The organism is Pedobacter sp. B4-66, from assembly GCF_018492665.1.
GTDB lineage: Bacteria > Bacteroidota > Bacteroidia > Sphingobacteriales > Sphingobacteriaceae > Pedobacter.
Window position 1 is genome coordinate 251,559 of sequence record NZ_JAFVME010000003.1, and the last position, 24,049, is coordinate 275,607.

General features: G+C 37.0%; 21 protein-coding genes. 12 read left to right on the top strand and 9 right to left on the bottom strand.

Translation table 11 applies throughout. The annotated features are described in order from the left end of the window. Window positions 1-3: 3 nt before the first annotated feature. Entirely contained in the window at window positions 4-2,442 is a 2,439-nt protein-coding gene (locus J1905_RS05675) for a TonB-dependent receptor (protein WP_214226258.1), read from the bottom strand. Window positions 2,443-2,682: 240 nt separating this feature from the next. Here J1905_RS05675 and J1905_RS05680 point away from each other — a divergent pair, with 240 nt between their 5' ends. Together J1905_RS05680 and J1905_RS05685 are read left to right on the top strand one after the other, a co-directional pair. Next, window positions 2,683-3,735 carry a sensor histidine kinase gene (locus tag J1905_RS05680; protein WP_214226259.1) on the top strand — a complete coding sequence of 351 codons (1,053 nt, stop codon included), beginning with the start codon at window positions 2,683-2,685 and terminating at the stop codon, window positions 3,733-3,735. After that, a complete protein-coding gene (locus J1905_RS05685; protein ID WP_214226260.1) occupies window positions 3,735-4,451 on the top strand; it encodes a LytR/AlgR family response regulator transcription factor in 717 nt (238 codons plus the stop codon). The genes J1905_RS05680 and J1905_RS05685 overlap by 1 nt, the downstream gene beginning before the upstream one ends. A 6-nt stretch (window positions 4,452-4,457) precedes the next feature. Here J1905_RS05685 and J1905_RS05690 read toward each other — a convergent pair whose 3' ends face one another. The 3 genes from J1905_RS05690 to J1905_RS05700 form a co-directional block, all read right to left on the bottom strand. Continuing rightward, on the bottom strand, window positions 4,458-5,669 hold the full coding sequence (locus J1905_RS05690) for an MFS transporter (RefSeq protein WP_214226261.1): 1,212 nt from the start codon (window positions 5,667-5,669) through the stop codon (window positions 4,458-4,460). A 102-nt stretch (window positions 5,670-5,771) separates the two neighbouring features. Then, entirely contained in the window at window positions 5,772-7,025 is a 1,254-nt protein-coding gene (locus J1905_RS05695) for a gliding motility protein GldB-related protein (protein ID WP_214226262.1), read from the bottom strand. Window positions 7,026-7,035: 10 nt separating this feature from the next. After that, window positions 7,036-7,701 (bottom strand): HAD family hydrolase, encoded by a 666-nt coding sequence (locus tag J1905_RS05700; RefSeq protein WP_214226263.1) that lies wholly within the window; start codon window positions 7,699-7,701, stop codon window positions 7,036-7,038. 70 nt (window positions 7,702-7,771) lie between these two features. On the opposite strand from J1905_RS05700, the gene J1905_RS05705 reads away from it, so the two are divergent. The 4 genes from J1905_RS05705 (at window position 7,772) to cysQ (ending at window position 12,087) form a co-directional block, all read left to right on the top strand. Continuing rightward, complete coding sequence (locus J1905_RS05705; RefSeq protein WP_214226264.1) at window positions 7,772-8,977, top strand: MFS transporter; 1,206 nt, start codon at window positions 7,772-7,774, stop codon at window positions 8,975-8,977. Between the two features lie 111 nt (window positions 8,978-9,088). Continuing rightward, entirely contained in the window at window positions 9,089-10,276 is a 1,188-nt protein-coding gene (gene chrA / locus J1905_RS05710; RefSeq protein WP_214226265.1) for a chromate efflux transporter, read from the top strand. Between the two features lie 27 nt (window positions 10,277-10,303). Then, window positions 10,304-11,308, top strand: coding sequence for a sulfotransferase family protein (locus J1905_RS05715; protein ID WP_214226266.1), 1,005 nt, complete (start codon window positions 10,304-10,306; stop codon window positions 11,306-11,308). Between the two features lie 14 nt (window positions 11,309-11,322). Further along, window positions 11,323-12,087: a 3'(2'),5'-bisphosphate nucleotidase CysQ gene (cysQ, locus tag J1905_RS05720; RefSeq protein WP_214226267.1), complete on the top strand. Its 765-nt coding sequence runs from the start codon at window positions 11,323-11,325 to the stop codon at window positions 12,085-12,087. On the opposite strand, the gene cysC is transcribed toward cysQ, so the two are convergent. Continuing rightward, complete coding sequence (gene cysC / locus J1905_RS05725) at window positions 12,084-12,629, bottom strand: adenylyl-sulfate kinase (RefSeq protein WP_214226268.1); 546 nt, start codon at window positions 12,627-12,629, stop codon at window positions 12,084-12,086. The two genes, cysQ and cysC, sit on opposite strands and share 4 nt — an antisense overlap. 83 nt (window positions 12,630-12,712) lie before the next feature. Here cysC and J1905_RS05730 point away from each other — a divergent pair, with 83 nt between their 5' ends. After that, window positions 12,713-13,903, top strand: coding sequence for an MFS transporter (locus tag J1905_RS05730; protein WP_214226269.1), 1,191 nt, complete (start codon window positions 12,713-12,715; stop codon window positions 13,901-13,903). On the opposite strand, the gene J1905_RS05735 is transcribed toward J1905_RS05730, so the two are convergent. Next, window positions 13,886-14,275: a DoxX family protein gene (locus J1905_RS05735; protein ID WP_214226270.1), complete on the bottom strand. Its 390-nt coding sequence runs from the start codon at window positions 14,273-14,275 to the stop codon at window positions 13,886-13,888. The two genes, J1905_RS05730 and J1905_RS05735, sit on opposite strands and share 18 nt — an antisense overlap. A gap of 152 nt (window positions 14,276-14,427) precedes the next feature. On the opposite strand from J1905_RS05735, the gene J1905_RS05740 reads away from it, so the two are divergent. Next, on the top strand, window positions 14,428-16,920 hold the full coding sequence (locus J1905_RS05740) for a YfhO family protein (RefSeq protein ID WP_214226271.1): 2,493 nt from the start codon (window positions 14,428-14,430) through the stop codon (window positions 16,918-16,920). 21 nt (window positions 16,921-16,941) lie between these two features. Then, window positions 16,942-17,403, top strand: coding sequence for a DUF4268 domain-containing protein (locus tag J1905_RS05745; RefSeq protein ID WP_214226272.1), 462 nt, complete (start codon window positions 16,942-16,944; stop codon window positions 17,401-17,403). Between the two features lie 16 nt (window positions 17,404-17,419). Here J1905_RS05745 and J1905_RS05750 read toward each other — a convergent pair whose 3' ends face one another. Beyond that, window positions 17,420-17,791, bottom strand: a complete 372-nt coding sequence (locus tag J1905_RS05750; RefSeq protein WP_214226273.1) for a hypothetical protein — start codon at window positions 17,789-17,791, stop codon at window positions 17,420-17,422. 338 nt (window positions 17,792-18,129) lie between these two features. Further along, a complete protein-coding gene (locus J1905_RS05755; protein WP_214226274.1) occupies window positions 18,130-18,924 on the bottom strand; it encodes a helix-turn-helix domain-containing protein in 795 nt (264 codons plus the stop codon). Between the two features lie 83 nt (window positions 18,925-19,007). Here J1905_RS05755 and J1905_RS05760 point away from each other — a divergent pair, with 83 nt between their 5' ends. From J1905_RS05760 to J1905_RS05770, 3 genes are read left to right on the top strand one after another with little or no spacing between them, the layout of a single operon-like run. After that, window positions 19,008-20,333: a TolC family protein gene (locus J1905_RS05760; protein ID WP_214226275.1), complete on the top strand. Its 1,326-nt coding sequence runs from the start codon at window positions 19,008-19,010 to the stop codon at window positions 20,331-20,333. Window position 20,334: 1 nt separating this feature from the next. Then, window positions 20,335-21,399 (top strand): HlyD family secretion protein, encoded by a 1,065-nt coding sequence (locus J1905_RS05765; protein WP_214226276.1) that lies wholly within the window; start codon window positions 20,335-20,337, stop codon window positions 21,397-21,399. Continuing rightward, window positions 21,396-22,991 carry an MFS transporter gene (locus J1905_RS05770; protein WP_214226277.1) on the top strand — a complete coding sequence of 532 codons (1,596 nt, stop codon included), beginning with the start codon at window positions 21,396-21,398 and terminating at the stop codon, window positions 22,989-22,991. Before J1905_RS05765 ends, J1905_RS05770 begins: the two co-directional genes overlap by 4 nt. 80 nt (window positions 22,992-23,071) lie before the next feature. Here the strand turns inward: J1905_RS05770 and J1905_RS05775 are convergent, their stop codons facing one another. Further along, window positions 23,072-23,968, bottom strand: a complete 897-nt coding sequence (locus tag J1905_RS05775) for a DUF3078 domain-containing protein (RefSeq protein ID WP_214226278.1) — start codon at window positions 23,966-23,968, stop codon at window positions 23,072-23,074. Between the last annotated feature and the right edge of the window lie 81 nt (window positions 23,969-24,049).

Here is a 24,049-nt window from a genome sequence, read left to right on the forward strand (position 1 = left end):
GCCTTACATCCTGCCTTTTTCTTCATCCAGCGCATTGTTTTTGTGTTTGCTTTTACGTGTAAATGTATCTTTACCAAAGCGATAAGTGAGCGCCACACCAAAGCGCTGGGTGTCAGATTCATTGGTTTGAAATGAATAAGCACGATCTAATCCAACAGATCGGTTTTCGTACACCCATGAATGAAAGATATCATCCATATTGATTCTGATACTTCCTTTATCTTTCCAGATCTTCTTCTGAATTCCTGCGTTCACTCTGTACATTCCAGATGTAAAAGTTTGTCCGTTTAAATCTCTGCTGGCATAATAGCTTCCAAGTTCAGCACTCCAGCCTTTTTTAAATTGGAATTGGTTGTATATGCCAATTCTTGCCACATAAGTACTTGGATCAAGCTTTTTTCCATAAGCCATACCATCCAATCCCATTTTGGAAAATTGAGGTTCTAAGTAGAGCGTCCACCATTCTGCTGGTGTTATAGTGATACTGGTATTAAGCAATAACATATAGCCAAAGGCTACGTTTTCAGGCTTCTTAATAAACACATCGTCGACTACCTGTGTGGTTTGGAAAATTACATCAGTAAATCTGTTGTAGCTTAACCCCATCCTAAGTAGTTGTTTGTATTGGTATTTAAGTTCATAACGAAACTGGTATTGTGGTGTTAACAGTGGATTTCCTGAAGAATAAGAGTATTTATCTTTAAAGAATACAAACGGATTTAGGTATTGGTAATTTGGTCGGTTTATTCTTTTGCTAATGCTAAAATTTAACGTGTTTCTGCCAACTGTATCGAACTTGTAGTTTAAAAATACGCTAGGGAATAGCTGTGTGTAGTTTTTAGTAAACTGGCTTTGCTGAACGATTTCATTACCTAACTGATTGCCTTTGGATTGTGTATTTTCTAAACGCAATCCAAATTGGATAGAGAGATATTTCCATCCTTTTTGAGCATTGATGTAAGCAGAGTTTATGTTTTCTCTGAATTTGAAGTGATTGGATTGGCCATTATCGATAACCGGTCCTTGCTCGGTAATGTTATAGTAGTCAGACTTGTTGTCGTTGTTAACGAAACTAGTTTTAAAGCCGGCTTCGAACTTTGCATTGTTTTTCATGGTCTGCACATAGTCCGCTTTGGCAGTGTATATGTTTATTTTGGACGGTAAATTATAAAGAAATTCATCGTTGCTGATTGGAGCGCCATCTGGCTGATACAGGTTATTTATCAATGATTGATTACCTGTGCTCCGATAATTTAAGTAATTGACATCAGCAGAGAGTTCTTTACCTGTTTTTCCGAATTTATGTAAGAAGTTAATGTTTGAGCCTAAGTTTCTTCTGTTGTTGTCTCCGATGGTGTTCCCTCTGCCAACATTGTCTAACTGTCCGGAATTATAATTTCCGCTGTTGTAGTTAAGCAGATCGTTGTTTTTGTTGTCATTTAAGTTGACCTGAAAACCATAGGTTGTATTAGGAGTAGCAGCGTAATCTACGCCAATATTTGTGTTTAGTCCATTACTTTTAAACTCCTGATTGTTTAATAATGATACAGTTGATGTTGGTGTATTGTTGGTATCAAAGAAGCTTCTTGTCATGTTATCGTTGGAGTAGTTTTTTTCGTAGTTGTAGCCTACACTCCCGAATAAGTTGATTTTTTTATAGTTGTAGTTTAGGTTCAGAGAGTTGTTATTTCTACCATATTCTCCTTGAGAATAACCTGTAGAAAAACTTCCTATAAAACCACCTATTCTGCTTTTTTTCAACCTGATATTGATTATTGCATTTCCAGAAGCATCGTAACGGGCAGGAGGGTTGTCCATCAATTCTATTTTATCTAACAGAGAGCCAGGAAGTGATTTTAGGTAAAGAGATAGATGTTGTCCTGACATGTATGTAGGTCGGCCATCAATCAATACCATTACTCCTGAGCGCCCGTTTAATGTGATATCTCCGCTGGAATTTACTACGATGCCTGGTGTTTTTTCCAATACTTCTAAAGTATTGCTGCTAGCGCTGCTAATCATTGCATCAACGTTTACTACGGTCCTGTCTATTTCCATTTGAATTAATGGACGTTTTGCCTTTATCACCACTTCGGCAAGCTCTGTGCTTTTAGCAGGAAGCATAATGATAACTGGAAGCGTAATGCCTTTATTTTCCTCAACATGCAGGGGGGAGGAGTTGAATTCTTTTTTTCCTACAGCGGTTATTTTCAATAGATAAGAGCCTTTATCTATATTAGTGAATTGGAACTTTCCATCTCCATCGGTAATTCTTGTAGCAACACCCACTGTATCTGTTGCTTTAAACAAATGTACTGTGGCTCCGGCAATGGCTTCGTTTTTTGAATCTTTTACTGTCGAAGAAATGACACCTGGTTTTACTTGTGCGAGCGATGCAAAGGAGATTAGAAAGGCGAGAAAGAAAATGGTATATGTTTTCATTACTACTGGTTTTAATGGTGATGAGGTTGTTGATTGATCAAATATTGCCTGTTCGTGCTAGCTCTGGAAAAAAATATGTTGTAACTTGGCTATTGGATGATGGAAGGTGATTTTGGGGTGTTAAACAGTTTTGTACCCAGATATTGAGGTTCTGTCAATGGTTTTGACTTGTTCGTCAGTAAATATTTATTGATCCAATGAACTTATTCAAATTTGTAGTCTATGATTGAAACTAGGAACATGAGAAATACTACGAACGATATAAAATTGAAACCATTGATTGGCTTCTTTGGTCAGCCGCTTTACATAATATTATCGCTTATTATTTCGATTCCTGTTTTTTTGGTAATAGAAACGTATGTAAGATCTATTGACGTACATGAAGATGAGGCCGTGGCCTTTGCAGGAACTGTATTCTTTTTTATCGGGCTTTTTACGGGTAGATATGTAGCTCAGATCTGGACAGCAAGATTAACAGTTCTCCCTAAAGAGCTTTCTTTTGGATTGTTTATCCTGATTATAGTTTGTACCGGGTGGTTATTTTTTCATGCTGATTTCCCACTGCATGGAAGAATTGCAATTAATTTATTACTGTCGTGGGTTCCATTTATGCTGATTAGTTTATCACTTGGTGCATTGATCAAGATTGTTCATGCTATTTCTGAAAATCAATTGAAAGAGGCCAAAACAATGGCTGCCCACAGCAAAAGCGAATTGCACCTGTTGCAGTCTCAGTTGAGCCCTCATTTTCTGTTTAATACTTTAAATAACATGTATGGACTTTCTATTACGGATCATGAGAAAATACCCGCACTGTTATTAAAATTGTCCGAATTGTTGCGCTATTCGGTTTATGATGCCACAGAAATATATGTGCCATTAAAGGATGAAGTAACCTATATTAACAACTACATCGAGTTTGAAAAGATAAGGATTGGTGACCGGCTAGTACTAACTACAGAAATTGAAGAGGTAATTGTGCCTGAAATAAAGATAGCCCCAATGTTGTTGATTGTGTTTATTGAGAATGCTTTTAAGCACTCTAAAAATACGATTGATGAAAAGATATATATTGATATAAAGTTAAAGACCTGGGGCAATTCTATCCTCTTTTCTGTTAAAAATTCTTATGGTAGTGAGGATAATGAGAAGGGTACACTTAATAAAAGTAGTGGTTTCGGATTGGATAACGTAAGTAAAAGGTTAAACCTGCTTTATACCGGTGAGCATGAATTGAACATTAAAAGGGATAATTCATTTTACAATGTTATCTTACAGCTTAAAATGAAATAATGAACCAGGTAAACTGCCTTATTGTTGATGATGAACCTATTGCAAGAGACATTATAAAGACCTATTGCAGTCATTTGGATTATCTGAATGTTGTGGGTTCTTGTGGGAACGCGCTTGAAGCTAAAGCCACGTTACAGAAACAGAAAATTGATATTCTTTTCCTTGATATCAATATGCCTATAATGGATGGGATTTCATTTGTTAAAACGCTAAAGGATCAGCCTCAGGTAATATTTACAACAGCTTATAAGGAATACGCCATTGATGCTTTTGATTTGGCTGCCTGCGATTATTTATTAAAACCTTTCTCTTTTGATCGTTTTATTATTGCTGTAGATAAAGCATTGGAAAGGTTGGAGCCTAAAGGAGTTGTGCAGGTGAGTGAAGTAGCTGGTTCTGTTGCAGAGGATTTCATTTTCATTAAAACGGATGGAAAGATTTATAAAGTAGGGTATGATGAGCTATTGTATGCTGAAGCGCAAGGAAATTACACCAAAATAATAACCTCAGGCAATTTACTATTGCCTAAAATGCCTTTCTCTAGTTTTGAGGAACTTTTGCCTAAAGCACTGTTTTTGAGAACTCATCGATCATTCATTATTAATAAATCCAAAATTGGCCATATAGAAGGCAATCGTGTATTTATTAATAACAATGAAATCCCGATTGGGAGTAATTATAAAGATCAGTTGCTAAAAGATCTTGGGTTTTCTTAGGGCTTATTACTCCGCTACAATTTCTTTTTTTGTCAGCTTATAGATAACAAACATCACTATTCCCGAAATAACGGCTAACAATAAATAGCTGGAATTTAGGTTATGTTCGTCCTTGGCTGGTAGAAAAGAGATAACACTGTAGCTCAGAAAGGATACAATTACATAGGTAACACCGCCTGTTAATCCGCTTGCTATACCTGCGTTTTTAGGGAATCTGCCTAAACAAAAAGTAAAGTAGTTGTTAAAGATGTAGCCTGCAGTTACATGGATTAAGAAGGCAAATAGTATTAAAGTATATATGCTGGATATGAATTGTATACAAATGAACATTAATGCTACAAACAGAATTTGTAATCCCAGATTAACAATCATTTTCTTTAGGAATGGCTTGTTTATGGTGGCTTTACCTATAAAACCTCCCACCATCCAGGCGAAGCCAAGAATAAGCGAGCTGTATCCGGCAACTACAGGGGAAAAGTTAAGGTGATGCTCTATAATAAATGGCCCTGTCATGTTGTAGATCATTACCATCGAGTAAGCCAAACCCAGCATCACTATACCTAAACTAAAACTAGGTGTTTTAATCATTTTAAGATAGATATTACCTATGTTCTTTAAGGAGAATTTAGAGAAATTGCGTAGGCTTTCTCCACTGTAAATGAATTCGAGGACTGCAAGTATCAGGGCTAATCCGGCAAGGAAGTAAAAATTAGACTCCCAACCAAAAGCAGTTTGTAAATAGCCGCCCAAAAATGGTGCTACTATGGGGCCTGTAGACCAGATAATAGAGAATAGACTTAAGTAATGCTTTAGCTTGTCGCCTTCAAAGATGTCGACAAAGAATGCACGTTTACCTACAATAATAGTCCCTACAGTAAAACCATGAATGATTCGCATGAGGTAAATAAGGTAGATATTATGCGTGTTGGCAATCACAATACTTGCTGCTGCAAATATAAGTAAGCAGATAAGGCTAAGTTTGTACCTTCCGAAACTATCTAATACACTACCTATAAAGAGCTGAGAAATTCCGTAACTGATTAGGAATAGACTTAATGTTAACTGTACTTGCAAACTACTCACCTGCATGGTTGTAGCCATGGTAGGTAAGGAGGGAATGTATATATCTGTAGCAAAGCCCGATAAGGGTAACAATGCAAAAGCAAGGACAGTTGAAATGCCCTTGTTTTGTTCTTTTAATGGTTTTGATGCAGTCAATTGGCGATGTTTTGAGCAGCCAAAGTTACCCTTTCAAAGGTTTTTATACCTTATTTTTAGAACATGGTAATGTAATAAATAGACTATTTTAAAGTCAAAATTTTACTTAAACAATAGCGCAGCACCGCTTTTGTCATAAAACTCCTTAAAGTTTTTTATATTAAGTATTTCGTTTACAGCCTTATTCTTATCAGCGCTTTTATCGTAGTATGCTTTGCATATCTGATAACCAACCCAATAACCAAGATCGGCTGGTTTATCGGCAGTTTCCTGATCAGAATTTGCAATCCAGTTCCTTGCTCTGTTTAAATACATCTCTTTTTCAAAGTCGGCCCAAACTTGTTTTTCTTTACCCTTAACCCAAACAAACAGACGTTCATTAGCCGTTTTGCCTGATATCAGTTCGCCAATAAAATCAGCCATACCTTCTACAAGAGCATTCGACAGGAGAGTAGTATCGTTAGCTAAACCATCCTGATTAAAATGGATAAGCTCATGAGCAATTAGGTTTGGCAAGGATTTGAGATTAGCAAAGTTGTTTTTCTGCCATAAGTTTAGCTCTTTAACAGGAACATCTTCGGTACGTGCAGATTGGTCTACACCGATTAATAATCCGGCTCCAGTACTGGTTCCTCCAGAATTAAATGCGCCGATAACAAAGTAGATGTCTGGAAATTGAGCATTACTGTAGATTTTCTTAAAATTAACAAAGCTGTTGATCATTTGAGGCTTCATCTGATCAACAGCAAAGGTATTTTTACGTACTGCAGCGTAAAACTCAGGTTTGGTGTTTACAGATTTAACGAAATACTTTAGGTTCCTGATTTTATAGCCCAAATAATCCTGAAGTCCATCTGTTGCTGGCTCTACATAGTATTTTTTGTAGATGTTAATTGAGTTGGCTGTGTCCTTTTTAGCCAGATCGTACGCTTTCCAAAAGTTCTTTACATCGGTGGTGATCAGTTTGGCTTTATAAGGATCGGTAGTACTATTTTTAGTTACCTTAATGCTATTTAGTAGCTTAGGCCAGCCAGGTAATGAACGTAAGGACTCAAGATCACTATCTTTTTTAAGGTGATCAACATTTTTATATCCACTGTTCACTGCATTTGTAAGTAAAACAAGGGCGCTATCTTGCTGATTGCTCAATGCATAGCAACATGCTGCATTATAGTAATTACTCATTTTAAGAACGTTAAAATCAGATTGTTCCGTGGCTTTCAAGTAATACTGCCCTGCCTGTTTAAAGTTCTTCGCTTTATAAAGACTATCAGCAATTTTTTCGTGTCTTATTTGTGCGACAGCTACGCTGCTGGTTAATAGCAGTAAAATTAAAATGTGATTGAGCTTAAGCATAGGTCTGTTTTTAAAATGCGAAGTGCCTTTCAATATCTTCCGTAGCTATTTTTAGATCTTTAAATATTTTATCAGCAATAGCTAATTTAGGATGTTGTGATGCATCACTTTGTATTGCATAACAAACTAAATTGGCTGCCTTAGCGGCTTTTAAACCATTAATGGTATCCTCGAAAGCTAAACATTCATCTTTTTCCAGTCCTAGTTTCTGGCAGCAGGTGTTATAACATTCAGGATCTGGTTTTGTTAAAGTAACGTCGGTTCTGGTAATCATAAGATCAAAATAACTGCTCAAACCATTCCTTGCAAAAATTAACTCAACGTCAGTTCGTGGACTAGCAGTAACTACAGCTAGCTTAAGGCCTTTTTGTTTAAAGAATTGAATTGTTTCTAAAGCATACGGCATTAGGTTGATGTCTTTGGTAAAGAAGCCTGTTTTGCTTAATCGCTCGCGCCAGTCAATTAGTTCTGACAAGTCAATGTCCAGGTTGTATTTTTCTTTAATTGTTTTGCTATTGATTGGGAGCGGGTAACCTGCGTATGTGCTAACCCATTCTTGATAAGTCATAGATAACGAGAAGGTATCCAGGATTTCTAACCAGCATTGATAATGAAAATATTCTGAGTCGATAAGTGTGCCATCAAGATCGAATAATATGGCTTTAAGTTTCTGCATGTATGTAAAAGTATTTGGCTAAAATAGAAAAAACTAATTGCTTTATTATCTTTGTTCGACCTAGCTACTTATGTTATTATTCAAAGAAATTGCGCGCAATTATAAACTGTCTTTTACCGGGTTAAGCCGTGAAACCTGGATTCTGAGCATCGTTATGCTCATTAATCGGAGTGGCTATATGGCGGTTCCTTTTATGGGGTTGTTTGTTACACAATCCCTTCATAGATCAGCTTCTGATGCAGGATTAATCATTACACTTTTTGGTGTTGGCTCCATTATGGGATCTGCGGCTGGAGGTAAGCTTACTGATGTAATTGGTTTTAGGCCTGTTCAAATAGTTGCATCAATTGTTAGTGGCATATTCTTTTTGTTTTTTGCGAACATTACTAATTTTCATACGCTTTGTGTGCTTGCTGTTGTGATCAGTTTCTTTTCTGAAGCCTTTCGTCCGGCAAACTTTGCGGCTATAGCAGCTTACGCCAAGCCAGATTTGCAGACACGCTCTTATTCTTTAAACCGACTAGCTGTTAATATGGGATGGGCGATAGGTGTAAGTATAGGTGGCTTAATTGCGTCTTATGATTACAGACTATTGTTTTTTGTTGATGGCTCGGTAAGTATTATGGCAGGCTTAGGCATCTTTTGGTTTCTGCCAAAAATTAAGGGCTATAGAAAAGCCATTAAAGAAAAAGTTAAGGGAATTGTGGTACGTAAACCATGGCAAGACGCTGTGTTCATCAGATTTTTGTTACTTACTGCAGTTTTTATTATTTGTACTTTTCTGATGTTTAGGGTTGTACCGGTATTTTACAAAGAAATATGGAAGATTGGTGAGTTTGAGATTGGTTTAATATTAGGGCTTAATGGAATTATTATTGCACTCTTTGAGATGGTACTGATCCATAAGATTGAAAACAAAAAATCACCTGTATTTTTTATTGTAATAGGCGTTTTATTCATTACAGGCTCATTCGCTGTACTGTTGCTCCCTATTGGAAGCCCGTTAGTATTGGGGATTCTTAGTATAGTATTCTTCACCTTTGGTGAAATGTTTGCCTTGCCTTTTATTAATAGTTTTGTAATGAGTAGGGCAAACGAATTTAACAGAGGCTCATACGCCGCAGGTTATATGCTCTGCTGGTCTGTTGCTCAGGTTATTGGTCCCACGGCCGGCTTTTTTATAGCCGAAAAGTATGGCTATAATCCGCTTTGGATAGGGGTAAGCATTTTGTTATTAATCTCCGCATATATGTATAAGCTGATGAAGCAGGATTAGTCATTATTTATTATTTTAGTAAAGTTTTCAAAATCAGATGTGGAAGTTCTCCTGAGGTGATAACCGTAAAAACAAACAAGTATAGTGGAGAATGATATTAGCTTAACGCAAATGGAAACAGGTTTAAAATACCTTTTCCTTACTTTTCTTAAAATAGGGTGTGTTTCTTTTGGTGGGCATATGGCATTGATAGCCGTTGTTCAAAAGGAAATGATTGAAAAGGATAAAACGCTTAGTCAGGAAAACCTGCTAAATGCAGTTAGCATTGCCAGCTTATTACCTGGCCCTCTGGCTGTAAATGTGGTGTCGTATATTGGCTATCATTTACATAAAAAGCTAGGCTTGATAGTGAGTATGTTGGGTATATTGCTCCCTGCATGTGCATTGATGTTTGTGCTGTCGTGGTGTTACTTTAATTACATTCATGTTAAGGATCTTTCTGGCATAATGGCCTATACAGTAGCAGCGGTTAGTGCTATTATCTTAACTACAGGTTTAAATATATTTTTAAAGGAAGTAAAGGGACATAATGGTAAAATTGCTTTATGCTTATTCTCTATTGTACTGCTGTATTTTGTTAAGGGATACCTGATTATTCTATTGCTGATATTAGTTGGCGGACTGATTGGTGTTTATTTTAAACTGGCTAATTTAACTGATAGTGGCTCTGCAAAGTTTACTTGGGGGAGATTGAGTAATGGCGCCAAAATAGGCTTATCATCTCTGTTGTTATTATACTCAACTTTTGTTTCAGGATTGTATAAACACACAGACTTGATTCTACTTAAAATTCCTTCTGTTTTTTCGGGTATTAGTCTCTCACTTTTTGGCGGAGGGTATGTGATGATCCCGATTATGCAGTCGCTTTTTGTAACAGAATTGAAGTGGTTAACCAATCAGGAATTTATAGATAGTATTGCATTTAGTCAGCTAACTCCTGGGCCAATTTTAGTAAGTGCTTTTTTTACAGGCTATAAATTGGCCGGCTTGGTAGGAGCAGCATTAGCAACTATAGCTATTTTTGTGCCTTCTTCTATTTTGATGATCATTGTTTCTAAGATATTTAAGAACAACGCCGACTCTACAGTAATGAAAAATGCACTGGCAGGAATAAAACCTGTTGTAGTTGGGATGATCATCGCTTCGGGCATAAAGCTCTTTTTTTCAGTGCATTCCGCACCTTTAAATATAATTTTGTTTGTGGCGGCATTTATTTTAAGTTTCAGATTTAAATTTAATCCTGTATACTTAATCATTATTTCTTTACTAGTAGGAACTGCAGTACACTTTATAGGGTAAGTGCTGAATAAATTTTAACTGACAAGAATGGCTAATACCGGCATACAAATTATAGGAACGCAACGTTCCGGATCTAATCTATTAAGAGTAATTCTGGATCAATCAGAAGAAATTGCCTCACCACATCCACCTCACATATTAGTGGTTTTTATGCCGCTTTTGCCCTTGTATGGCGAGCTTGATAGCGTTTCTTATAAAACCCTGGTTAATGACGTAGTGACTTACGTAAATGCCAACCCTGTGCCATGGGAAGGGGTTTTGCTCGATGCTGATGAGATTTACGAGGCATCAACACGTTATGATCTTTTAGAGATCAATAGATTGGTGTATGAACAAGCTGCTATTAATAAAGGCGCTAAGTATTGGTGCTGTAAAAGCATGGCAAATGTTCACTATGCTACAGAAATGGAAGATTTTGGACTAAACCTAAAATACATTTACCTGTACCGAGATGGTAGGGATGTGGCCTGTTCATTTAAAAAGGCTATTGTAGGGGAAAAACATATCTATCACATTGCTAAGCAATGGAACGAAGATCAGGAAGCGTGTCTACACTTAAGAGCAAGCTTGCCTACTGAGCGCTTTTTCTCATTGAATTATGAAACATTGATTACACAACCTGAAAGTGAAATCAGGAAACTCTGCCTTTACCTTGATATTGTCTATCATCCGGAGATGCTTAAGTTCTATGATTCTAAAACCTCTAAACTTACAGCTGCAGCAGGTGAAATGTGGAGTAATCTGGAAAAGCCAATCATTAGTAACAATACAGGTAAGTTTTTAAAAGAGTTTAGAGGCAATGATCTGGAGATTTTTGAACTGGTTGCAGGTGATGTATTGAAAGAACTGGATTATGAACTGGTTATCCAAAACCCTGATGCGAGTTTAATCGATGCAGCACATATTGTAAACTACGATAAGGAGAATGCGGCTTTAAAGAAGGAAGCTGTGTTAACCGCCAGACAAAGTGATTTGGACAATAGAGAAGGACAAGCAAAAATCCTTAAAGAGATCAAAGCAAGAACCCTATAATTTTACCTAAAAACATGACCATTACAGCTATACAACCTATAATTGATATTGCCATTAAAGCCGGAGCTGCTATTTTGGAGGTTTACAACGGAACGCAGGAAGACTTTGGAATTACCACAAAAGAAGACAACTCTCCACTTACTATAGCTGATCGTATTTCGCATGAAATCATTGTTGAAGGCTTAACCAAACTTTATCCTGAAATACCAATATTATCTGAAGAAGGTGCTGATATTGAATACACAATCAGGAAAGAATGGAAACAGTATTGGTGCGTAGATCCATTAGATGGCACTAAAGAATTCATCAATAGAAATGGGCAGTTTACCGTAAACATTGCGTTTATGGAGAACAACAAGCCGGTTATTGGTGTAATCTATAGTCCGGTACTGAATGTAGTTTATTATGGTTTAATAGGCAAAGGCAGTTGGAAATTGACACCAGGAGAAGCTCCTCAGTCAATCAGTGTAGATCAGAAAACCAGTGAATGGATTGCTATAGGTAGTCGCTCTCATGCTGATGAAGATGAGGAGAATATATTAAAGAAATATCCAGTTACCAGTAAGCTATCAATTGGAAGTTCACTAAAGTTCTGTTTGGTTGCTGAGGGTAAAGCCCAAATCTATTACAGAAAAGGACCGACCATGGAATGGGATACTGCTGCCGGACAAGCCATAGCGGTAAGTAGTGGTGCAATAATGCATACCGCAGATTTTGAAGAATTTATTTACAATAAACCGTCGTTACTAAATCCCGGGTTTTACTGTAAAATAAGCTAAGCATGATCTGTAATTCTATTTTTTACGGCATTGTATAGTTCGTTACAGCATTGCTGTACAGTAGAATTGGCGGTATAGAGAATTAAATCAGGATCTGTTGGTCTTTCGAAAGCAGAACTTACACCAGTAAAATTCTTTAAAGTGTTGTTGTGAGCCTGTTCATACAAGCCTTTAACATCTCTTTGTTCGCAAACGTCAATTGGACAATCAATAAACACTTCAAAGTACATATCGCCCAAAATGTTTTTGGCCATTTCCCGGTGTGCATTTAACGGGGTGATGAAGGAGCAGGTAACAATTACTCCATTTGAAGCAATTATTTTAGCTGTTTCAGCAGCACGTCTAATGTTTTCTGCTCTATCGTCCATGCTAAAGCCTAAATTGTAGTTTAATCCTTTTCGCATTTCATCGCCATCAAGCTGCATAGAAAAGAAGCCTGATTCATTCAATTGTTCTTCAAACAAATTGGATATCGTGCTTTTTCCTGCTCCAGATAGGCCCATAAGCCATATCACCATGCCTTTTTGATGTGGTAATTTCATTGACCTAATGTATAAAAAATCCTTGTACCTACATAAGAGACCTGCTATTGTTCAATATTAGTTTACTACTTTTGCATGGTCAAATGAATAATTCCAATACATCAGATCCGATCTACAACCTTCCTTTCGCCTTACTTTGCTTAAGTTCTTTATTGTTCTCTGCCAGTTTTAATATGCTGATTCCCGATTTACCGGCTTACTTAAGTGGCTTAGGCGGAGCAGAATACAAGGGGTTAATTATAGCATTGTTTACGTTAACGGCAGGGATATCGAGGCCATTTAGTGGGAAATTAACGGACACAATTGGTCGTGTCCCTGTTATGGCTGTCGGTTCTATCGTGTGTTTTTTGTGTGGGTTTTTATATCCGATACTGGGTACAGTTTCTGGATTTCTTTTTCTACGTCTGGTTCATGGTTTCTCTACAGGTTTTAAACCGACCGCAACGTCAGCGTATGTTGCTGATATCATTCCGAGAGACAGATGGGGAGAAGCTTTAGGAATCCATGGCCTATGTTTTAGCACAGGAATGGCCATTGGACCTGCTATTGGGAGCTTTATTAGTGGTTTGTATTCAATAAATGTATTGTTTTATTCTTCATCCGCTTTGGCGCTGCTTTCCATCATCATATTGATGAACATGAAAGAAACTTTAAAAAACAGACAGAAGTTTAGCTTCGCTATTTTAAAGATATCCCGTAAGGATATTATTGATGTTCGTGTGTTACCGGCGGCTATTGTTACTTTGTTGTCTTACGTAGGTTACGGCGTGATACTTACTTTAATACCTGACTGGAGTGGTTATATCGGCCTAGCCAATAAAGGCATATTCTTTATGGTATTTACCATTTCTTCACTATTAATCAGGTTCATTGCCGGAAAAGTATCCGATAAGTATGGACGTTTAAATGTTGCCATCTGCGGATTGATTATCTTGTGTGCGTCTTTGGTAATTACAGGATATGGCACTTCTGAAGCAGGTTTACTTACCGGAGCAGTAGTTTATGGTATAGGAACAGGTATTTTATCTCCAGCTTTAAATGCATGGACAATAGACCTGAGTCACCCGCAACATAGAGGTAAAGCTATGGCAACCATGTACATCGCGCTTGAGGCAGGGATAGGTTTGGGGGCTTTATTTGCGGGCTGGGCGTACCAGGACGTGATCTATATGATCCCGTCCATTTTATATTGTACTGCCGCTGTTGCACTAATGGCACTTATTTTCATGGTTGTCTGGAAAAGACGATCTGATGGTTTACAGAAGAGCCTTTAATTTAGGATTGCGAAAGAATAATCCAATCCATACCAAAATTCCGAATACCAATGCAAAATAAAGGGGTTGACCAGCGCGTACCATAATTGCAATTGCGCCGCCCAAGTATCCTGTTAGTAAAATTGCTCCTATAAATGCAGTACGAGGAAAAACGTAAAGAATGGTACAGATTAGTAAAACAATACCAATTGGCTGTATTAAATGCTCTGGCCATCCCAATTGAACAGATCCTTCAATTGAATGTGATTCTTTAACGATTTTACCAATGGCATCAAATAACAGAAAAAGAATGCACAGGGCGCTAACGATTCTTCCTGTCCATACTGCTTTAACTGATTGTTGTGTTGTTGTGGTTGCTTGTAGCGTTTCCATAGTTTTATAGTTTAGGGTTGTTAATTAATTTCTAATGCTAAATTACTACGAATTACAAAGTTGTGTAGTGGGCAAGTGTGTCAATAAAGAGGGGCGATCGCGACTAATTTAGTATTGTTGTTAGACTAAAATATTATTGCTTTCTTTACCGTATGAAGAAATGGTTTCAAGCTAACAGCACACATTTTATTATCATCGGAATATTCTTTATTCTTTGTTTTGCTTATTTCAGTCCTGCAATGCAGGGGAAAGACCTTTACCAAAGTGATGTGCTTGAAGCCAAAGCAATGGCAAAAGAGATCATGGATGTTAAAGCGGCAACTGGAAAAGGACCATTATGGACCAACTCTATGTTTGGTGGGATGCCGAGTTTTCAGATATGGGTATCTAACAGTGGCAGTATAGCCAATAATGTAATTAATACCTTAAAAACCGTATTTCCGAATCCAATTGATATTGTGCTTTGCTATCTTTTAGGTGCTTACTTTTTGTTAAGTGTACTAAAAATGAAGCCCTGGCTGGCTGCAGCCGGAGCCATTGCTTTTGCTTTTACCTCTTATAACTTCATCTATATCGAAGCCGGCCACAGCAATCAGGCCATGGCAATTTCGTTTTTTGCACCCGTATTGGGCTCCATTCTACTCACTTTTAGGGGGCGGTATTTGTTGGGAGGCTTGCTTACTGCATTTTTCCTTGCTGTAGAAATTAGGTGTAACCACATCCAAATGACCTATTATCTGTTCATGTGCTTGCTGATATTGGCTGGCTTTGAATTGTATTATGCAATAGCATCGAAGCAATTAAAGGCTTTCTTTACTTCTGTGGGATACCTTTTAGCAGGTGTTATTTTAGCTGTAGGTGTAAACACAGGGCAGTTATGGACTACTTACGAATACGGAAATGAATCTATTCGTGGTAAGGCAAACTTAACCAGAACTTCTTCAAAATCAGATACCGGACTTGGACGTGATTATGCTTACAACTGGAGTCAGGGTGTGGGTGAAATATCTACATTCTTAGTTCCAAATATGTATGGTGGAGCTACACATATTAAACAATTAGATGAGCATTCTCATGTAGCTAAAGCACTGGTAAATAATGGAGTTCGAGAAGATCAGGTTAAAGAAATTATTCCTCAATTACAGCAAGGTTTACTAAGAACTTACTGGGGTGAAAAATCAAGTACCCATGGTCCTTGGTATTTTGGATGTATTGTGATCTTTTTATACGTATTAGGACTATTTATTGTTAAAGGCAAAATGAAATGGTGGATTTTAACCTCCACATTTCTGTTTGTGTTTTTGTCTTTTGGTCGACATTTCCCATTAATCTCAGACTTGTTCTTTGATTATTTTCCACTGTATAACAAAATGCGGGCTGTAGAATCTATACTGGTTATACCTGCTTTAATTATACCGCTACTTGCATTTATTGCCCTTAAGCAGTTTGTAGATGAGAAAGATACAGCGAAAGATTTAACCAAAAAACTACTATACTCTCTGTACATCACAGGAGGGGCGTTAGTGCTGTTTATGCTTGTGCCTACTTTGTTTCTGGATTTCAGAGATACTTCGCATCAGGAGATGGTGAATCATATTGCTGAAGCTTTTAAAGCGGATCTTAGCTTCGGCAATTCTATAGGTAATGCACTGATAGAAGACAGAATCTCTCTTGCACGTACTGATGCGTTTAGGTCATTAGTTTTCATTTTACTCGCTTTTGGGGTTATGTGGGCAATACTGAAAGGAAAAGTGAAAACAAATACAGCCTTTATAGCTTTAGGTATCTTGATTTTGGTTGATATGTGGGGAGTAGATAGAAGATATTTGAACAATAGCAATTTCTACGACAAGTCTGTGCTAGATCAAAATTATCAGCCTACTGCTGCCGATCTTCAGATACTGAATGATAAATCACTTGATTATAGGGTAATAGATCTTACAAAAGGCAATCCTTTCTTTGATGCTTCGGCCTCATACTTCCATAAATCGGTAGGAGGAAGGCACTCTGCAAGGCTACAGCGCTATGATGAGATGATTACAGCTCAATTCAATGGTACTATAAACGAGCCTATATTGGATATGTTGAATACCAAATACTTAATAATGGCCGACAAAGCTAGTCCGACACCTCAGGCTATTGAAAGAAAGACTGCTTTAGGAAACGCATGGTTTATCAGCAACATTAGCTACGTGAAAAATGCGGATGAGGAAATGAAAGTCATTACTAAGTTTGATCCAAAAACAACTGCAATAGTTGATGAAATCTTTAAATCTCAAATTGGTGACATAAAACCATTAACAGATTCTACTGCGAAGATTGAATTGACCGAATATCATCCAGATCACCTGGTTTATAAATATAAAAGTTCACAAGATGTTGTGGCTGTATTTGCCGAAGTTTGGTACAATAAAGGTTGGAATGCTTATTTGGATGGCAACAAAATCCCTTATTTTAGAGCTAATTACATACTTAGAGCAGCCAAGTTGCCTTCGGGAAGTCATAATTTAGAGTTCAAGTTTGAGCCGACATCTTACCTAGTGGGAGATAAAATTTCAATGATTTCTTCTTTAATTCTAGTGCTGATTTCAGCTATTGCTGTATTTTTGCATTTCAGAGCTAAGAAAAAGACAGGTTCGGTATAAGTATCAATTAAACTATAAAGATTGTATTCAAAAGATCAGGCTTCGCAAATTAAGCAAGCTTTTTGGACTGCTTATGGGCAGTATATGGCATTACAACCTTCCGCAGAAGGATTAAGAATTAACTGGATCAACTATAAGACCGGCATCAAACATTTGGCTTTTAAAATGCAGGTTGATAAAAAGTCGGCATGGATAGGGATAGAAATGTCACATCCTGACTTAGCCATACAGCAACTTCTATTTGAACAGTTTGAAGAATATAAAAAGCTGTTAAGTGGCACTTTAGGAGAAGAATGGAAGTGGGAGATTCATACTATTGATGAGTATGGTAAGACAGTTAGCAAAATTCATATCGGTTTGCCGGATGTGAGCATATTTAAGCAGGATGACTGGCCAAAGCTTATCTCCTTTTTTAAGCCTCGTATGATAGCGCTAGATGAGTTTTGGAATGATGCTAAACATGGTTTTGAGTTATTTAAATAAACTGTTTATTGTTCATTTAAATCTCATCAAATCTTTCATAACGGGTTTCACCGGTTAGTATAAGTTCGTTAGTGTCTTTGTCAATAGCAAAATCTATATCCATGGAGTGTACGTCGGTGTAATCAATTGCCGCACATATAGAATATTCGCTGATATGATAACCTGCCTTAAATTTGCCTATTAAGTTTTCGTTGCTAACAAGGGTATCTTTTAATATTTCAATGTTATCTATTTTACCCTTGCCATATTCATAATCCAGAATCAACTTCTCCAATTCTCCGGTTTTATTAATATGATGCTCCAGGAGTTGAATAAGTTGCTTATTGTTATCCTTAGTGTCATAAAAAAGAGACGCGTCTATTTTAGTCTTTCTTGTGATTGCTGACATGGCCTGAATATTTTTTTAAACTTTATACAATATTACTGTTAAATATACGTCTTTGTATTGAGAGCGTTAATTTAGATAAGCGGGAACGGTTGGTATGATCGTTCCCGCTTTCTTTTTATATTAAAGGCTGTAATTAAGGCGAAAAAACTTTAATTTGTTGCTAAAGCGAGAGAAAATCATTTCTTGATTAAGACTATAACCTCTTAGACTCAAGTCAGACTCAACACAGACTCAAGTCAGACTCAGGTCAGACTAAAGCCTGAAAACAGGCAGTTTTGAGTCATTTCGATTTCTTTCTTGGATTTTACATAAATACAACTGTATATAGCTGGCTTATGTTAGCGTTTTCCAAAGTCAGAAGGACGAATATTGGTTAGCTGATAAAATGCCTTACTAAACGCTGCCAGGCTGTTGTATCCTGTTGCATATGCAATTTCACTTGTCGATTTACTGGTTTGCAAAATCATCTCAATGGCTTTAACCATCCTTAATAATTTTAAATATTGCAGAAAAGAGATGCTCATTACAGTTTGAAATAATCTGGAAAGCGTTCTTTCTGCTATTCCAAATTTCTTGGCGATCTCTTCTAAAGTCAGTGGTTCATTATAGTGACGAGCCAAAAAACCTATAATTGGAAGTAGGCGTTCGTTATTTGTTGTAGGCAAGGCAATTGGAAATTCTTTAACGCCAAGCTGAGGAAGCAGGTTCTTTAAGGAAGATAAAAATTGAAAAGGAACCACGTTGTCCGGAGAGATAGAACCATTCCACTTCTCGGTAAACAGAATCATCTCCAATAAAAGATTATTGACTGGATAGATCGCTAACTGCTTAAAAAAGGGGGCATTATCGTCATCTTGGTTAGAGAAATAGATATTTCGGATAACTGTTCCATGGTGTCTGACTTCAAGGAAGTGCATTAAACCAGTCGGCACCCATACATAATGCCTGGCAGGAATAATATAAGTGACACTTTCTATATGTATAAAAGCCACTCCACCCTGAACATATGTTAACTGACCTTTAGTATGTGAATGAGCAGGTAACTTACGTTCCAGTTTTTCATGTAAAACGAATATACTGTCTGGTTTTAAGTCAATTGCATTGAGATAATCAGAGGTCTGTAGAGTATTCATTGGCTGGAATGGACAAATAATTGGCAATATAGATAAAATTACAGCTTTTCCATATATGTACCTTTGTGTATTCAATACACTATATGTACCCCTTTAAAAAACACTATGCTCTTATCTCGCTCTCAGTCCTCATTTCAAGTACTACATTAGCTCAACAGGAGCCATTGGCAAGTCACTTATCATTAACAGAAGTTTGGAACAAAGCAGAAACCAATAGCAAGACTATTAGAATGCAGAATTTAAAGCTCAGCGAATCTGAAGAGGCTATAAAAGATGCTAAAGCAGAACGATTGCCCGATATTGAAGCCGAGGGTGAGTATGCAAGAGTAAGTAATATGCCTATCTACGATAATGGCTTGTTTCATACGCCATCACAATTTGAAGTGGTGCATACGGCCTATAGTTTTGGAGGCAATGCTTATCTAAACCTTTACAACGGGAATAAAACCAATTTAAAGATTAAAGAAGAGAAAGAAAAAAGAAGCCTTTCTGCGGAGCAACTAAACCTGACTACCGCCGAAATTAAATTAAAATCAGCTGCTTATTATCTTGATCTGCAAAGAAGTAAAGTTTTTAAAGAGCTGTTGCTAAAGAACATCAGCGATCAGGAAAGGCAACTTCAGGAGATCAAGCAACTCCTTAAAAATGGAGTGATACTAAAAAGCGATGTATTACGAGCGGAACTTAAGTTGTCGCGCCAAAAAATGTCGTTAATACAGATTGACAATGACATTAGCATTGCCAACCAAAAGTTATCGATATTGATAGGCGAGGAGGATGATTTTAAAATAGCACCTGATTCGTTAGCGAATACTAGTTTAGCTGTCAAAACTTATCCTGAATACCTTGATGAGGCCATTTCGCACTCTTACGAGTTAAAAATCTCTGAAAGGGAAACGGAATTGAATAAGTTGGAACTGAAAAAAGTAAAAGCGAATGTGTCATTTAAAGTAGGGCTGTTTGCAAATTATGCATATTCCTATCCTCAAATTCAGTTTTACCCTTATTCTATAGCTACTTATGGACTTGGACTAAGTGGTATAAAAGCAAGTTTTCCTATATCCTCGTTTTACCACAACAAACATAAAACCAAGGCTGCTGAAATTGCATTTCAACGACGAGAAGTTGAGCATGAGGCAACAACTGATAAAGTTAGACAAGAAGTTAACGAAGTTTATTTAAGGTATAAAGAGGCCATTACTCGGATTGATGTGGCTAAGCAGAACATTAAGCAAGCTACAGAAAACCTAAGGATCGTTAACAATACTTATTTCAATCAGTTATCACTACTAACAGATCTTTTAGATGCAGATACACAATTGCTGCAAACCAGATTTGACCTAGCGGCGTCACAGATAGCAGCACAATTACAATATTTTCAATTACAAAAAGCAATAGGCAAACTTTAAAATGCGAACTAAAAAGAAAAACTACACGAGTACCGATCAATTAATCACCAAAGTTACAGCCTGGATTGCAGGTGTTATTGTTGTTGGTTTGATGATATGGGGAGCAATTTCCTTACTGGATCTCTATAAATACGAAGAGACCAACGATGCACAAGTAGAAGAATATATAAACCCTATAACTTCAAGAGTAACAGGATACATAAGAGCCATAAAATACGAAGAAAATCAAGACGTAAATAAAGGCGATACGCTGTTAATTATCGATAATAGCGAGTACAAACTAGGTCAGCAAGAAGCGGAAGCTGCGTTGTTGAATGCACAGGCTCAGATTAAAGTAATGGAAAGCAATGAGCAAACCACTACTAAGGCAGCCAGTGTAATGAAATCTCAAATCGCCTCTGCAAAAGCGAAACTTTTAAAGCAACAACAGGATTACGATCGTTATTCGAAGTTATTTAAAGTAGAGTCGGCAACACTTCAACAGTTGGAAAATAGCAAAGCTGCTTTGGATGTTGCAGATGCTGAATACAGATCTGCATTGAACGGCTACGAAACCTCTACCTCTAAAGTAAACGACATCAGATCTCAAAGAGATGTGTATTTAGCAGAAATAAAACGCAGAGAGGCACTTTTGGACAGAAACAAACTTGATGTAGGTTACACAGTAATTACAGCTCCATATAACGGAAAAATGGGCAGAAGAACCATTCAGGAAGGTCAGTTGATACAGGCAGGACAAACATTGGCTTTTATTGTAGATCAGGAAGCCGGTAAATGGGTTATTGCCAATTTTAAAGAAACTCAAATTGCCAAAATGAAGCTAAACGGCCATGCAGTTATAGAAACTGATGCCTTTCCGGGAGAGGAATTTCAAGGCACTATCGTTTCTTTATCTCCAGCTACAGGAGCAAGGTTTTCGTTATTGCCGCCAGATAATTCTACAGGCAATTTTGTGAAGGTGGTGCAACGTATTCCGGTTAAAATTAAGTTAGATGATGGTAAGAGATTGACGGACAAACTTAAAGCAGGAATGAACGCTATTGTTGTAATTGCTAAAAACCAATGATCGCTGTAAAACCGGTATTTAAAAGTTGGGCACCCGAGTGGCTGATCAGGGGCACAATATTCATTGTTATTTTACCTTGTTTGCTACTTTTTGGCTTGTCTACAGCCAATCCAACCGCTGCTGCCGGATACTATGGTATTGAACCGGCCGATGTTCAGTATTCAATGATTATATTCTATGCTGCTGTCGCCAGTTTCTTTGCTTTAGAAAGACGTTTCTTTGTTTATTTAGCCACTAAAGAGTACTTTTTAGTGGGTATTATTTTGCAGATTGTTACTTCTTACATTTGCTATAATACACATAATTTACATACACTTTTTATATTTAGGTTTATACAAGGAATGGCCAATTGCGGCACTACCAGCATCTGTATTACCTTAATATTTACCAGATTACAGAGTGAGAGAGCCCGGGAGATTGGTTATTCTATTTTTTACGGTATGTTGCTGTGTATAAGTCCAATATCAATCCTGCTAACTGCGCCAATTGTAGATACCTACGACTATAATTTTTTGTACAAGGCGATCATATTTTGTTATATCCCGGGGGCAATTTTATTGTTGTCCATAATGAATACGGTACGTTTAAACCGTAAAATTCCACTTTATCAGGTAGACTGGGCAAGTTTTGTAATTTACGCTTTAATGCTTTGTTTTATTGGCTATGTACTGGCTTATGGTCAGCAATACTATTGGCTGGAAGATAAGCGTATTGTTAGAAGTTGCTGGGCTATATTTGCCTTGCTTACAATTCATGTTTTCAGACAGCTTAAATTAAAAAGACCTAGTCAGGACATGGAGGTATTTAAATACCGAAACTATATTATCGGAGTGTTTTTAATCTTTGTACTGTACATTGTGCGTGGCGCTCTTAATATCACTAACCTATATTTTGCCACAGTTTTAGGGATGGATCCAATCCATATTGCTTATATGATGATGGTGAATATCATAGGAATTGGCATTAGTGTTCTAATCTCTTCAAGACTCCTGATTTTAAAAAGACCCATGCGATTGATCTGGATTTATGGCTTTGGTTTGTTGTTGATATTTCATGCCTGGATGATTTTTCTTTTTAATACTCAGGCAGACGCTTCAACCTTTGTTATTCCTCTAATTATTCAGGGAATGGGGGCTGGGATGCTGATGACTCCAGTGATAGTTTTTGCTGTTTCCTCTGTTCCGGAGCGCTTAGGTGGTACTGCTTCAGCGGTTGGTGTATTTTTTCGCTTTATAGGTTTTTGCAGTAGCATAGCGCTGATTAACTTTTATCAGCTTTATAACAAAACCAATCATATAAACAGGTTTCAGGAGCGTATTTCATCATTAAACCCTGTTGCACTGGAGAAATTAGAGATTTATAAAAGAGGATTAATGGCAAAGGGAGTTCCTTCGGGACAAGCTGCTAAAATTGCCAATGGCTTGTTAAGTAGATCTATTGAAATTCAGGCCCAGCTTAGATCAGCTGTTGATTATTACACATTTATAAGTGGTTTATTGGTTGCTGTAATATTGATTATAGCACTGATTCCTTACATTAACAGGACTATCGTTAATCTTAGAACAAAACAACCGGCTCCAATATCCTATTAAGACACTGGTTACAAAGCGCCCGTCCTTCTGAAATAAATTCAGGATGACGGGCTCCAGGAACCTTGTTCACTTATCTATATTTAGAATTTATAAGTAAAACCAGCGCCAAAAATCTGTTTTACTTGTAGTGCTTTTTTGAATTCACCTTCAATCCTCGCTCCATTAGCATCTAGGATTGGGATTTCAGTCTTATCATCGTAAAGCAATTGTACGCCGGCGTTTACGGTTACAAATTTATTTACCTTCATGAAAAGATTGGCTGTATAATCTGTATAAACATTTTGTGGTTTATCGAGATAATTAGAGTATAATTTCAGGATATTTTCTAAACTAATATTTTCTACAAGATTTATTTTGTAATAAGCATCTAATGAAGCACCAAATTCATAACGAAGTCTTTTCATTGGATCGTTTCCAAATGATTCAGCTAATTCTCTATTCTTTACAAAGATAAAGCGGGAAGCAAATGGAGAGATGTTGACTCTGAAATTATCATCACGTTTGTAAGCAAAACCAGGTCCTAAGGTTAGATAAGCTGGAGCAAGTAGATCTGAGATTAGTGTTTTTTCATCACCACCATATCTGTATCCTTTAGCGAATTGAGTTTGGAAATTTGCATAGAAAGTATACATCCAGTATTTAGAGGCTTTATAGCCCAATAAACTGTTCAAAATAAACCTGTCGTCATTTTTACGGACGCCAATATCGTCTTGCTTACTCAGACCAAATCCCACGATTGCTTTATTATCCCAGCTCCATTTGTTCTTTTTGTAGTTAAAGTCATAATTGAAAACAAGATTTCCGGCAATTGAATTTACACCCCCTGCTGCCCAATTTGAAAAAGAACTCTGATTGATTAAAAAAGTGTTTTCACCGTGGATAGTCCAGGTTTTAGTCGTGTCGGTAGCGGGCTTATCTTGTGCATAGCCAACAATGCTGGCACAGGACAATGAAAGTAGTAAGGCGATTTTTTTCATAGTTAAGAAATATTTAAGTTAAATTTTATTGGAGGTATCTATTTATAGTTGTTTATCGAAAAATTACGCAAAGATTTAACA